This is a genomic window from Portibacter lacus (assembly GCF_021533215.1).
In the GTDB taxonomy this organism is placed as follows: Bacteria; Bacteroidota; Bacteroidia; order Chitinophagales; family Saprospiraceae; genus Portibacter; species Portibacter lacus.
The window spans coordinates 204,045-218,363 of sequence record NZ_JAJNKA010000003.1; the positions used below are offsets into that span (position 1 = coordinate 204,045).

At 35.6% G+C, this 14,319-nt stretch carries 10 protein-coding genes; 5 read left to right on the forward strand and 5 right to left on the reverse strand.

Features of this window, described 5'->3' with window-relative positions; translation table 11 throughout:
- Positions 1–29: 29 nt before the first annotated feature.
- From topA to L2586_RS05965, 3 genes are all read right to left on the reverse strand, one after another.
- Positions 30–2,720, reverse strand: a complete 2,691-nt coding sequence (gene topA, locus L2586_RS05955) for a type I DNA topoisomerase (RefSeq protein WP_235291882.1) — start codon at positions 2,718–2,720, stop codon at positions 30–32.
- Positions 2,721–2,789: 69 nt separating this feature from the next.
- Positions 2,790–3,299 (reverse strand): DUF6794 domain-containing protein, encoded by a 510-nt coding sequence (locus L2586_RS05960; protein WP_235291883.1) that lies wholly within the window; start codon positions 3,297–3,299, stop codon positions 2,790–2,792.
- A gap of 3 nt (positions 3,300–3,302) precedes the next feature.
- The gene (locus L2586_RS05965; RefSeq protein WP_235291884.1) at positions 3,303–4,577 is read right to left on the reverse strand and encodes an asparagine synthetase B; all 1,275 of its coding nucleotides are present in this window, start codon (positions 4,575–4,577) and stop codon (positions 3,303–3,305) included.
- A 159-nt stretch (positions 4,578–4,736) separates the two neighbouring features.
- Here L2586_RS05965 and L2586_RS05970 point away from each other — a divergent pair, with 159 nt between their 5' ends.
- Positions 4,737–6,827, forward strand: coding sequence for a hypothetical protein (locus L2586_RS05970; RefSeq protein WP_235291885.1), 2,091 nt, complete (start codon positions 4,737–4,739; stop codon positions 6,825–6,827).
- A gap of 80 nt (positions 6,828–6,907) precedes the next feature.
- On the opposite strand, the gene L2586_RS05975 is transcribed toward L2586_RS05970, so the two are convergent.
- Positions 6,908–7,843 (reverse strand): helix-hairpin-helix domain-containing protein, encoded by a 936-nt coding sequence (locus L2586_RS05975; RefSeq protein WP_235291886.1) that lies wholly within the window; start codon positions 7,841–7,843, stop codon positions 6,908–6,910.
- A 14-nt stretch (positions 7,844–7,857) separates the two neighbouring features.
- Positions 7,858–8,514 carry an OmpA family protein gene (locus L2586_RS05980; RefSeq protein WP_235291887.1) on the reverse strand — a complete coding sequence of 219 codons (657 nt, stop codon included), beginning with the start codon at positions 8,512–8,514 and terminating at the stop codon, positions 7,858–7,860.
- Between the two features lie 226 nt (positions 8,515–8,740).
- Here L2586_RS05980 and L2586_RS05985 point away from each other — a divergent pair, with 226 nt between their 5' ends.
- The 4 genes from L2586_RS05985 to L2586_RS06000 all read left to right on the forward strand — a co-directional run bounded on the left by L2586_RS05985 (position 8,741) and on the right by L2586_RS06000 (position 14,091).
- The gene (locus tag L2586_RS05985) at positions 8,741–10,657 is read left to right on the forward strand and encodes a ComEC/Rec2 family competence protein (RefSeq protein WP_235291888.1); all 1,917 of its coding nucleotides are present in this window, start codon (positions 8,741–8,743) and stop codon (positions 10,655–10,657) included.
- Complete coding sequence (locus L2586_RS05990; RefSeq protein ID WP_235291889.1) at positions 10,654–11,625, forward strand: helix-hairpin-helix domain-containing protein; 972 nt, start codon at positions 10,654–10,656, stop codon at positions 11,623–11,625. Before L2586_RS05985 ends, L2586_RS05990 begins: the two co-directional genes overlap by 4 nt.
- A gap of 165 nt (positions 11,626–11,790) precedes the next feature.
- Positions 11,791–13,575, forward strand: a complete 1,785-nt coding sequence (locus L2586_RS05995) for an ABC transporter ATP-binding protein (protein WP_235291890.1) — start codon at positions 11,791–11,793, stop codon at positions 13,573–13,575.
- Between the two features lie 102 nt (positions 13,576–13,677).
- The gene (locus tag L2586_RS06000) at positions 13,678–14,091 is read left to right on the forward strand and encodes a DUF3276 family protein (RefSeq protein WP_235291891.1); all 414 of its coding nucleotides are present in this window, start codon (positions 13,678–13,680) and stop codon (positions 14,089–14,091) included.
- The last annotated feature ends 228 nt before the right edge of the window (positions 14,092–14,319 follow it).

Below are 14,319 nucleotides of genomic sequence, written 5' to 3' on the forward strand. Positions count from 1 at the left end.
CTGACTGGAGGTCAGACCATCAGATCATGTTATTTATCTGCTGAAGATCTTTTTTTCTTAACTTTTTTCACCTTAGGCACCCATTTTTCTTTAGGTGGCTTTTCTGGTTCTGTTGCTTTGCTAGCCGTTTTCTTGCTAGTCGCTCCTTTTTTAGCAGGCGCTTTCTTTTTAGCTGGCGCTTTTTTCTTCGCTGGTGCCTTCTTTTTAAAAGTACCCGGCAACTCCTCTTCTATCCATATTTTAACCTGCTCATATGGAAGTTCTTTCAGTTCTTCTGCAGTATACTTCTCTTCACCGTTCTTAGGAATTTTCACAAACTTTCTACCCACTTTTATAACTGGGCCCCATCTCGCATTCTCTATAGACACCTTATCTTCTGGCCATTGCTGGATGTATCGGTTTGCTTCTTTTTCGATCTTTGCAGCAATTAATTCATGCATATCTTCAATAGATATATTCTCGAAATCATATCTCTTAGGGACATTCACAAAATAGTTCTGATATTTCAAGAAAGGTCCGAAACGTCCTTTACCCTTTGTTATATCTTCTCCTTTATATGTACCGACGGGTGCATCTTCTTTCTCTTTCTGAGCTACTAGCTCTAATGCATCTTCTTTAGAAAATTCTAATGGATCTACTCCTTTAGGAAGCGAAACAAATTTCTTCTCACCATATTTCACATATGGTCCAAAACGACCTGAATTAACAGAGAGTTCTTCTCCTTTATATTCTCCAAGCACCTTCGGTAACTTGAACAACTCCATGGCTTCTTCATAATTGATGGTTTCCATAGACTGTCCAGGTTTCATATTAGCAAACCTTGGTTTCCCATCTTCTCCTACTTCTTCTCTTGTTCCGATCTGTACAACTGGACCATATCTGGTAATCTGCACCAAAACGGTATGCCCTGATGCCGGATCTTTCCCTAACTCTCTCTTCCCTTTTGCTCTTTCAGCATTAGCAATTGTATTTTCCACTTTCTCATGAAACGGACCGTAGAAAGATTTCAACATCTCTTTCCATTCCTTCTTTCCCTCTGCAATGATATCAAATTGCGCTTCTATTTCCGCAGTGAACCCATATTCTAAAATGGAACCAAAATGCTCTTCTAAAAAGTCTGTCACGACCATTCCTATATCTGTAGAATATAATCGATTAGATGTGGCTCCAGTGATTTCTGTTTTTTCTTCTTTAACGATCTCATCATTTACAAGAACCATATATTGGTAAGTTCTCTCTACTCCTTCCCTACTCTCTTTCGTTACATAACCTCTTTCCTTTTCCATGATCTTAGAAATGGTCGGTGCGTAAGTAGAAGGTCGTCCGATCCCTAATTCTTCTAACTTTTTCACTAAACTCGCTTCCGTATATCTTGCCGCTGGCCTAGTAAATCTTTCAGTGGATTGCAATTCTTTTAATGTGAGATTTTGCCCTCTGTGCAATGGCGGTAACATTCCTTTTGCTTCGTTTTCCCCTTCATCTTCTTCATCACTTGATTCTAGGTAAACTTTCAGGAAACCATCAAATTTCAGCACCTCACCATTTGCTCTGAAGTCAGCATCTGAAACATTCGAACTTGCGATTTTCACTTCTGTCTTCTCTATTTTCGCATTAGACATCTGAGATGCGATGGTTCTTTTCCAGATAAGCTCATATAATTTCTGCTGATCCCTGTCTGCACCAACACCTTGGTTTTCTATATATGTCGGTCTAATCGCTTCGTGAGCTTCTTGAGCATTTGAATCTTTAGACTTAAACTTTCTAGGCGTGGAATATTCATCCCCGTATTCTTTCTTAATCTGTTCCTCGATGCCCTGCATAGCCGTCTCACTCAGATTATTCGAATCTGTTCTCATATAAGTAATCAAACCTTGTTCGTATAGTCTCTGAGCAGTGGACATTGTTCTATTCACACTGAATCCTAACTTTCTACTCGCTTCTTGTTGCAAGGTCGAAGTTGTAAACGGTGCGGCTGGTTTTCTTTGGGTAGGTTTTATTTCAATGTTAGAAATAATATAATTAGAACCTTTTGATTTGTTTAAAAAAGCTTCCGCTTCCTTAAGATCTGGGATTCTACTTTTCAGTTCCGCTTTAAGCTCAACCTTCGATCCGCTTCCATTATCCACTTCGAAAACAGCAACTACTCTATAGTAATTATCGCCAACGAAATCTCTAATTTCTCTTTCTTTCTCTACGATTAATTTAACAGCTACTGATTGTACTCTTCCTGCAGAAAGCTTGCCTTTCACCTTTCTCCAAAGTGTTTCTGACAATTCGAAACCAACTAATCTATCTAGTATTCTTCTTGCTTGTTGTGCATTAACTAAGTTAATATCAACCTTTCTAGGTTTTTCTATAGCCGAAATAATTGCCGGCTTAGTAATTTCTCGAAAGACAATTCTTTTTGTCTCATATTCATCTAACCCTAGTTCTTTGCACAAGTGCCAAGAAATAGCTTCTCCCTCTCGATCCTCATCCGTCGCTAACCAAACCTCATCAACTTTACTAACCCAATCTTTCAGATCTTTAACTACTTTTCTCTTTTCCGGAGAAACCACATAGCTCGGTTCGAAATCATTTTCGATATCGACACCTTTCGTTCCTTTATCTAAGTCTCGTATGTGACCGAAACTAGATTTCACCTTAAAGTCCTTCCCTAGATACTTCTCTATCGTTTTCGCTTTCGCAGGGGACTCAACTATCAATAAATTCTTTGCCATGGGTAAATGTTTATATAGATAAAACTATAATTGGATTGCAAAAGTAAGAAAATAAGTAGATGTTCCAACTTAAGGAACTTCATTCTGTCTTATCCGCTTTTCTTCCTTAATCACTTTGATTTTATCTAACCTTTCCTTTTCTCTTGCTTTTTGGAACTCTGAGATTTGCTGATCTATCTCTAATGGTAAGTTATTTAATTTTCTGTGGAGGGAGACTATGACGAACTTTGCTTGGTCATCCGGATGATTAATCCCAAGCTCTTTCAAGTAGTGTGAAAATCTAGAACCTTCATATAAATTCCAATTATAGATAATCCACCTACCTAGACCGAAATGTAATCGCTTAGCAACGATTTCTTCTTCACCTGATTTAAACTTAGCAAGTGCTTCTTCTGTAGAAAGTGCTTCTACCTCCATCATCGCTTCATCTAAGTTTTTCGGAATATATACACCGTTAATCCGCGATTTCTTTATGTTTCTTGCATACCTCTCCTCGAATGATTGCTCATCTGATACTGGATCTTGAGCAAAACATTGACCTACAATAAAAAATGCACTCAATATTAAAATTATCTTCATTAACTACGTTTTTCTTTTCTTCTTCTTCGCTGCTGGAAATAAGATATTATTTAGAATTAATCGATATCCTGGAGAATTTGGATGCAGATTAAGATCGGTTTCCGGGTCACCTACATAATGTCTGTAATCCTCAGGATCATGGCCACCATAGAATGTCCAAGTCCCAAAACCATATGTTCCATGAATGTATCTTGCTTCTTGATCTGCCTTATTATCTCCTAGTATAAGGACATCTGACTTAATATATACTTTACTAAATGCTGTTGCTTGTCCCATGAAACCTTTCACAGTAGTGGTGTGATTCTGTGTAAGCATTGCTGGAATATGATCATATTTTGCAGAGAAATCAAATAAAGTAATATAATCTGTCTTAGGAGTCACCTTTCTTTTTTTATGGTCAATGCTAGAGTGCTCGTACTCCATAGGGTTCATTACTAATCGAAAATCTTTAAACGCTAAGGTCTTACTAAAATCCAACTTAGACTGCGCATTAGGATCTATTCCATCGCCATCATATACATTTCCTACAATGTCCGTACCTTCAGCTGCTAACGCGATATCATAGGTATCTGTTGCTGAACACATGGCAAACATAAATCCACCACCTTCGATGTATTCTTTTATTTTCTTCGCAACCGCTAATTTTAACTGAGAAACTTTCTTAAAACCAAGTGATCCAGCAAGGTCTTCCATCTTAGCTTGATTCTCACGGTACCATTTCTGCGTATGTTGCGAAGCATAAAACTTCCCATATTGACCAGTGAAATCTTCGTGGTGCAAATGCAACCAATCGTATTCCGCTAGTTTATTTTCCATCACTTCTCTATCGTACACCGTTTCATATGGAATTTCTGCATAGGTCAATACCAATGTTACTGCATCATCCCAGGGTTGAATTTTTTCACCTCTAGTATTAAAATCAGGCGTGTAGACTGCAATTTTAGGTACTTTTTCTAATTTGATTACTTCTTGGTTCACCTCAGGATTACCGATTTCAGTTCTTATCCGATTGAATTCGCTGTCCGAAATAACTTTGTAGCTGACTCCTCTCGTGAGCAACTCTTTTTCAGCTCGGTCAGAATGCGCAAATGCGAAACTTCCGCCTTTATAATTAAGTAACCAATAGGCTTCTCCGCCTGCTTCCAGTATCCAATAAGTTATTCCATAAGCTTTCAAATGGTCTTTCTGTGTCTCCATTTCCATTGGAATAAAAATGTAAGATGCATGAACTTGAACGCATAGGAAAGCTAGAAAAACAAAAAATATTAGTTTTTTCATAATTGTAAATATGACATATTTCTGTGACCAAAACGCAATAGAACTCAAATGAATTGCAGAAATTACGATTTTTCAAAATACTTAACATAATTAAATAGTTATTAAAGTCTACCTAGAAAATCTTTTTTACATATTTGTAATTAATAATAATTAAAGACATTGTCGAATTTAACATTTCAATATAATCCAGCTTACATTTTCTTATGCCTACTTGTAGGTCTTGTATTCGCATTTGCCTTATACTATAGAGAGAAAAAATTCTTAGAGCACGGTCGTTGGCTGCCTATTTTACTTGGTGCCCTTAGATTCTTAGCCGTTTCTGGATTTTGCTTTTTATTGATGGTTCCTCTTCTTAAGTCAATTTTCGAAGAAACTAAAAATCCGGTGATTGTAATTGCGAAAGATGCTTCTTCTTCTGTAACAGACTTAAATGATACTGTATTAGATGAAGGTCTAGCCAATCTGAAAAATGAGTTAAGCAGTGATTTTCAAGTTGATGAATACTCATTCAGTAATGACCTATATACTGGGCTTCCCGATTCTAACAATGTTAAGAGCACCAATCTCGAGAAAGTTTTTACAGAATTAGATGAATTGTATATTAATCAAAATGTCGGTGCTATTATCATTGCAACTGATGGAATATATAACGAGGGAAAAAATCCTTTATACATTGACAATAATATTTCTGCTCCTATCTATCCAATTGCGCTGGGTGACACAATAGAACGAAAAGATCTTATTCTTAAAAGAACACTTAATAATGATATCGTTTTTCTAGGAGATAAATTTTCAGTTCAGTTAGATATAGAAGCCATCAATAGTGCGGGTGAAAATAGCAGGCTTACAATTTCTAAGTACGAAGAGAATGGAAGTCTGACTTCTTTAGAAAGTAGAAATATTAACATTGACAATAATGATTTTTTCATTACGGAGGAAGTTGTTCTTGAGGCCAACCAAAGCGGTGTCGTGCGTTATGTAGCAAGCCTTAGCCCAGTTAGTGGAGAAGTAAGTCGAAGAAACAACAGAAAAGATATTTTCATAGAAGTCCTAGATTCTAGACAGAAAATCTTACTACTTGCTAACGCTCCACATCCAGATGTTTCTGCGTTCAAACATATTATCGAAAACAATAAAAATTACGAGCTTAACACATCGTATCTTAATAGCGAGGACATTCCTAATGACTTGTTTGACTTGGTGATCTTGCACAATTTGCCGAGTACAAAGAAAGATATAACTGCCATTCTGAATCGATCTAATATTAAAAATGCAGCAAGACTATATGTCTTAGGAAGCCAAACTTCACAATCTAAATTCAATCAGATTCAAAATGTATTCTCGATCGAAGGAAGTAGTAATTCACAAAATGAAGTCCAAGCTACCTTGAGTAACGCTTTTACTTTATTTAAGATATCTGAAGATTTAAATGCTGAAATTGTGAATTACCCGCCGATGGTTTCGCCATTTGGCAATTATAAAGTATCTCCTAATGCAACGGTTCTATTAAAGCAAAAAATAGGAAAGGTAGATACCGAATACCCACTTCTCGCATTCAATGATCAAGGTGGGATTAAAACGGGTGTAATTGCAGGTGAAGGCATATGGAAGTGGAGGTTGTTTAATTATCTACAGAAAAGCCACTATGATGAGATTTCTGAATTGGTTAACAAATCATTGCAATATTTGACCCTTAAGGAGGACAAAAGAAAATTCAGAGCGAGTCCAGCTCAAAACATATTTAAAGAGAATGAGCCTATTATTTTCTCAGCTGAATTATACAATGATAGTTATGAGAAGATTAATACCTCAGACGTGAACTTAACCATCACGAATGCGGATAAGAACAGTTTCAATTTTGTATTTTCTAAACGAGCGGATTATTATTTCTTAGACGCTGGGCAGTTTCCAGCAGGTAACTACAGATATACTGCCGAAGCTGAATATGAAGGCAAGAAAGTGGACCAATCGGGAAGGTTTAGTGTCGAAAGTATTCAGTTAGAATCCTTCGACCTTACGGCTAGGCATGATCTACTTAGATCATTGGCTAGTAAATCAGGCGGCCAACTCATACAGGCAGACAATACTGGTAGTATATTAGAGATAATAAAGACTAATAACCAAATTAAGCCTACAGTATATGCAAGTACGCGAACGAATAAATTAATGGATCACAAATGGATCTTCTTTCTGCTTTTTGGCTTCCTTGCTGTTGAGTGGTTTCTAAGAAGATATTTTGGAAGTTATTAAAGAAAAAAGGCTGCAAAATAGCAGTTGATCCTAATTTTTAAGATAAAAAAAGGCACTCTAGTGAGTGCCTTTTAATTCATTTATACTTTTCTTCCTCCTTTGAGTTGCCCTTGCAGGATTGCCAGTTCATCCCATTTTCCATCTCTCGCCAATGCTGCTTGTTCTGCCCAAGTATCAGGCTTAGATATTCTGTATCTAGGTCCTGCATCGTCTAATATTCTCTGCAGTCTGCTCATTTCAGAACCTGCCAACTCTGCGAACGTATTTATTCCGTCACTATTCAAAAGGCCTTCTATTTTCGGTCCGATGCCTTCTACTTTCTTAAGATCATCTTTAGCAGCAGCTGCACCTGCAATAATTCCAGCTCCTGTAGGTCTAATTCCTCCAACTAGTATTTTTTGTAAATCTTCTAATTCGCCCCATTTCCCATCTCTTGCTAGAGCAGCTTGTTCAGGCCAAGTATCAGGTTTAATAATCTGATACTTAGGACCGCCTGCGTCTAAGATTTTTCGCAATTTCGATTTTTTAGAATCCGCTAGATCATTATATGTTCTTATTTTATCCTCATTCAGTAATTTTTCAACTTTCGGTCCGATTCCTTCAATCTTTTTAAGGTCATCTTTCTTTTTGTCAGATTTACCAGAAGCGGCAAGGCCAGTAACGGCGCCTGCAACAACAGACGCTGAGGCGGCTTTAACAGATGCTTTTTTATTGGCTGCTTCTAAGCTAGCTTCGAGTGTTGATATCTTAAGATTCTTCTCTCGTAACTGTCCTTTAAGAAGGGAAACTTCACTGTCTAATTCGGTACCATGATGTCTGCAGTTAACCAGATCTTCTTCTAGTCCTTTAATTTTCTTTTTAAGACCTCTTATATCATCTTCTAATTGCTCTTTGATCTTCTTGTATTTTGCCCAAATTGCCCAACCTAAAAGTAAGCCCAATAAAAATGGTAGCAACCAAGAAAGTCCTACCTGCCACAATTCAAGATCGCAAAAACTAAATGCTAAGTATATCATAATTTTCGTTTTGATTAGTCAATAATAAGTTCCACCCTTCTGTTTTTCTGGCGTCCTGAGGAGGTTGCATTTGAAGCTACAGGTTGTTCTTCACCATAACTTCTAGTTACAATTTGTGAGCTTTTCAGTCCTTTAGAAACCAATTTCTTTTTCACTTCCTCAGCTCTCCATTTTCCTAAGTTCTTATTAGACTCATCATTTCCACGATCATCCGTATGACCGCTTATAATTACTTTCTTTCCAGAACTCTTTATAGATTTCACGATATCATCTAGGTCAGCCTCTGTTTCACTGGAGTAAAGAGAATTCGAAGAATTATAAGGAAAGTAAAAGGTCAATTTATTCTTGCCAGCAGCATCTGTAGATTTTACAGAAGTAACCGCATTGGTCTTTGCTGCATCTTCTATCGCTTTAGTTGCTTTTTCATCAGCTTGGATCTTGTCAGCAGCCATTTTTTCTGCCTTAAGTCGCTCAGTTTCTTCATCGGCTTTATTTTTTGCTGCGATTTCAGCGGCACTGAGGACTTTATCATCTTGCGCTCCGATAGTAGATTCAATATTGTCTGTTGAAGAAATGCCCTTAGCACCACAACAGGAGGAGTTGCTGTTATTCCATAACCAATAGTATAAGATTCCTAATATAATCCATGCAATTACAGCTAAATATCTCATGTTAGTTTCTTTATAAAATTTAAAAAATCTTTCTAAATATAAATATTATTGGCACAAAGGCAGCGTTTTACCATATAAAATTGCTGTTAAATGTTTAATAATCAGTCGATTCTCTTCAGTTCGAGCAAAACAAGCATATAAATTCATTGCTCACGACAAAAAATACCGAATTAATCGTAACGGAATTGAAATTATTTACACTAGTAGATAAACCAATTGATTTCAAATGTCTAAATCTCACATACCACTCTTGATTCCACTTGCCGCAATGGTGTGTGGCATCATCATAAGTAGATTTATTCATATTGAACTCGTTCATCTTTCTTTTGGACTGGCAGGGATTTTTGCAATTTTCTTTATTATCCCCAAACTGCTGATCAAGTCTTTGCTAGTCCCTACCCTTTTCTTCTTCGTTGGAATATTTACTTCCCAGGTTAATGATCACCTTAAAAATCCTAATCATTTTTCTAGAGTAAGCGGTCAGGCTTTAATTGTAAAAATTGATAAAAAAGAAAGGACGCAGAAAGGATTCAGGTATTTCGCAAAGGTGAAAACAGTAAAAAGCAAATCTGCTGAAATACTAACTATGGGAAAATTATTGATTTATTCCGATTCCCTTATAAATCTAAAGGAATATGAAACTTATGTGATTCCCGCAAATTATTATCAAATAGAGCGCTTTAAGAATCCAGATGCTTTTGATTATGGAACTTACCTTTCGCACTTAAGTGTCTATCATCAGGCCTACATAAAAGAATCACCTCTTTTAATTTCTTCTACACCATCTTTTCTAAAGATACTTCGGGATAAAAGAGCGAAAATATCGGCTTTTTTTAATAGTCAATTTGAGCACACGATTACTGCAGAGATTGTGAACACCCTTTTAATAGGTGAAAAGAAAAACTTAGATCGAGATACAAAAGATGCTTTTATAAATAATGGACTTGCTCACCTACTTGCCATTTCAGGAATGCATGTGGGCATCGTATTAATCATTCTTAAATTTATATTAGGAAAAATACCATCTCGTGTTCTTAAAAACATGCTCATCATTTTAGGAATTTGGTTTTATATACTTTTAAGTGGCATGCAAATTCCTGCGATCAGAGCTGGTTTCATGTTTTCACTAATGGTTATCGGGCAAATTAGTAATCGAAATATAAAAGTACTGAATAGTGTACTTTTTGCAGCATTAGTTATGCTTAGCATCGATCCACAAATTCTATTTCAGCTATCCTTTCAATTAAGCTTCATGGCGATGGCCAGCATTCTATTATTTTATCAGAAAATCTATCAATTCATTGAATTCAAATCCACGATACTGATCAAGTTATGGCAGTTGGTGTCGCTTAACCTGTCTGTTCAGATATTTGTATTGCCATTATCTATTTATTACTTTAAACAACTACCGACCTATTCACTGTTCACAAGCATGATTTCAGTGCCTTTCATTATCATCATCATGTGGGGATCTATTATCATGTTGCTTTCTTCAACATTTAGCATTCTAATTCCTAAATGTGTCGGCTATGTATTAGAATACTTAGTATCTGGATATATGCACTTACTTGATTGGTTCTCTAATCTACCTCATGCATTAGTCCAAGAAATTTCAATTCATGGTCTTCAAGTTATTTTCTGGATGGTTGCAGTCGTAGGATTTCTATGCTTCTACTACCAGAGAAATAGAAAAACAACTTTAGCATGCGCTAGTTTCTTGCCGCTATTGCTAGCCAGTTCCGTACTAAATATTCATCAAGAAGTGATCAGTGAATTCACCATTTATGATGAACCGAAAAAATTAATTATTGATCTAAAAAACAAAGAAAATGTCATTAGAATCCTAGAAGACATCCATTATAAATCATATCAAGTTCCAGAAAATAAAGATGCCCAAATCGTGCAATTAAATCAAGATGAAATAATTAGATGGAATGGGATGTCAATAACTATACTTAATCAAGTGCCAAGTGTTGAAGTTAATTTTGACATCTGCATCATAAATAACGCTTCACTAGTAGGAAAAACAACACTTCCTTGTAAGCAAGTTATACTTCCCAGAAAATTAAGGTATTCAGAGGACCACTCACTATACTATTCCATAAAAGAAAACGGATCATTCAACTTAAAACAATTCAAATGAAAAATCAGCTAACAAAACTTGTCCACATCAGAAAAAGAGAACGGAAATCACTCATTCTTATTCTTTTCATCTTACTATTTTCAAGCTTCTGTGATGAATTATACCTTTCATTATTAGCTACATCGCAAAACGATGACCGAGAGTTAATCATCGAAAAAGTAGAAGTGATAAAACTGCCTGCCGATACAAGTAAAATGGTCATTGTAGATGAAAGTACGGAGAACCCTGAAGAATTTGTAGTTGAACAAAAATCATTTCAGGAGTCCGTTCCGATGGTAGAGAAGACAATTAAATTGCCTCCATCTGAAAAAGTAAAAATCAATCCTCATTCAACTGTACGAAAAGAAATTTCATCGGAACCTTTCGATCCGAATGATGTGAACCTTGATCTGTTGGTTCAAAATGGAATTCCAAAACGTGTTGCTCATACTTGGATTAATTTTGCCAATGCTGGAGGAAAATTTTATAAGCAGGATGACTTAAGAAAAATTTATGGAATGACGGAAGAGCATATTGAGAAAATTGCACCTAATTTAAAATTTGAAAATAAATCAAATTTCCAAAAGCCTAAACTAACGACAATCTATATTAACCAAGCAACGGCTTATGACTTTGCAAAGATTTCAGGGATAGGACCAGTCTTATCAGAAAGGATTGTCAAATTTAGAGACCGAATAGGAGGTTTTCATAGTTATGAACAATTAAAGGAGGTTTATGGTGTTGAGGAAACAGTGATCAATGAAAATAAAGATTTCTTTGTTATTGAAAAAGGTGCTAAAAAAATAAATATAAACACCTGCAATGAACAACAATTAGGTGGTCATTCTTATTGTAGTTATCGGACAGCAAAAACCATTATCAATTATCGAAAGCAACATGGAAATTTCACTAAAGTGGAAGATTTACTAGAAATTAGAGTATTAGATAAAGAGTGGATCGATAAGATCGGTCCGTATTTAGAATTCTAGCAAGATGGAAATGATTTCAATTCGGTAAATTGCGGTTTATTTGATCTTTTGATCAGTCTATGCTCATGATTATTTAACTATCCATATTTTAGTTGGAGATTTTTCTAATTCAGAATGAGCATGAAACGTGATAAATATTTTACCTTTGAACCTTAATTATTTCAATTGAAAGAACTTCGTTTTCTAAATCAGTATTTTCTAAAATATAAGTGGAGATTTTTGCTGGGAATCGTTTTTGTGTCCTTGTCAAACTACTTTAGGGTGTTAATGCCTCAGACTATTCGGGAGGCATTAGATTTCGTGTTTGAAAATATACAACAATATAAACTCTTTTCAGGATTCGAAATCCAGACAGATTTCTATTCATTCATCACGCAGAATCTAATGCTATTCGGAGGATTAGTATTGATCTTTGCTGCAATTATGGGAGTGTTCATGTATTTCATGAGACAGACTATTATTGTGATGTCGCGACTTATAGAATATGATCTTAGGAAATTAATCTATAATCAATACCAGCGTCTCGATACTGCATTTTATAAGAAGAACAAGACGGGTGATTTGATGTCTAGAATTACGGAGGATGTTTCCAAAGTTCGAATGTATTTAGGACCTGCTGTGCTCTATGGCATTAATCTAGTATCGCTTTTTGTTATTGTGATTGTATCTATGTTTCGAGTCAGCACAACCTTATCATTATACACGCTACTTCCCCTGCCTTTTTTATCGATCTCTATTTATATAGTGAGTAGTATCATTCATGATAAAAGTGCCGTTATCCAGAAGCAATTAGGATTCTTAACGAGTATTTCTCAAGAGGTTTATTCCGGAATAAGAATTATAAAATCTTATGTTCAAGAAAGTAAGTTTGGAAAATACTTCTTATATGAATCTAATGTTTATAAGGATAAGTCTCTGGAATTAGCTAAAGTTAATGCATTGTTTTTCCCATTAATGCTTTTATTAATCAGTATAAGTACCATCATAACCATCTATGTAGGTGGCTTAGAGGTTGTGAAAGGCAACATTACACCAGGAAATATTGCGGAATTCGTGATTTATGTGAATATGCTGACATGGCCAGTGACTTCTATCGGCTGGATCGCTTCGATCATACAACAAGCATCAGCAAGTCAACATCGAATCAATGAATTTTTAGATATAGAGCCCAGTATCACTAACAATTCGGATAAAATCGTGAATCTTCAAGATTCCATTGAGTTTGTAAATGTTGACTTTGTCTATCCAGATACAGGTATTAAGGCGCTGGAAAATATTGACCTAAAAATCAAGAAGGGTGAGAAGATTGCGATCATAGGAAAGACAGCTTCAGGAAAAACGACCATTGCCGAATTGATACTTAGAATGTATGATGCGACAAGTGGTAAAATACTAATCGATGGAGAAGACATAAAAACTTTAAATGTTGATTCTCTTAGGCAAGAGATTGCTTATGTGCCTCAAGATCTGTTCTTATTTTCCGATACTATCGAAAACAATATAGGGTTCGGATTAGAATCGCATAACATCGAAGAGATTCAAAAATATGCGGAATATGCTTCGATTAACAAAGAGATATTAGAACTTCCAAATGGATACGATGCCCTAGTAGGTGAGCGAGGAGTAACCCTTTCTGGAGGACAAAAGCAACGAATATCTATCGCAAGGGCTTTGATAAAACAACCGAATATTGTTATATTAGATGATTGTTTATCTGCTGTGGATACAAAAACAGAACAAAAAATACTTTCTTATCTAAATAATGAATTACAAGATAAGACAGCGATAATCATAACACACCGTATTCAAAACTTATTAGATTTTGATCAAATCTTAGTTTTAGATAACGGCCGAATTGTAGAACGCGGCAAGCATAAGGAGCTAGTGGAATTAAAAGGATATTATTTCGATATTTTAGAGCAGCAGCAGCTTGAAGAAAACGAAGTTTAATAGAAAAGTTGGAAAAATTCATGTTTGAAAGAAATATTTGAGTATTTTCAATTATTAATTACATTTGTATTAATAAGATTAGTCAATTAAAATCGAAGAAAAGTGGACGAGAATAAGTTCGAAAGTGTATATTCATCAAAGGTGAAGGCCGGGAAAAGAAGGACCTATTTTTTTGATGTAAGGAAGACAAAAGGTGAGGATTACTACATCACATTAACAGAAAGTACAAAGCGGTATAATGGCGATGGATATGATAGACATAAGATTTTTCTTTACAAAGAAGATTTTGATAGGTTTCAGCAAAGTTTGAATGAAGTCATTGATCATATTAAGACAGATTTAATGCCTGATTATGATTATGAGGAATACACAAGAAGACAAGAAGAGTGGGAAGCTAAAATAGCAGAAGAAGACGCGGAAGGTGGATCTGAAGAAAGTGCTAAACCAGCTATCGACGAAAGTAGTGATAGTAGTAGTGACGAAACGCCAACAGCCGAAGACGATATGGCTTGGTAAAAGTCCATTAAAAAATATTTATAAAGCCTAGTATAGTTGATCTGTACTAGGCTTTTCTATTTCTAATTGCGCTTTCAGAAGCAATATCTCAGAAGTTCCATTTACATATTTCCTTTAAATTGCTCCCTCCCCCATTGGCTAAAACAGGTCATGGAATTCCAAACCTGTATAGACAGATAAAAAGTAAAATGAATAGATTAAAATTTTTCCTTGCATTTGCCTATTCAA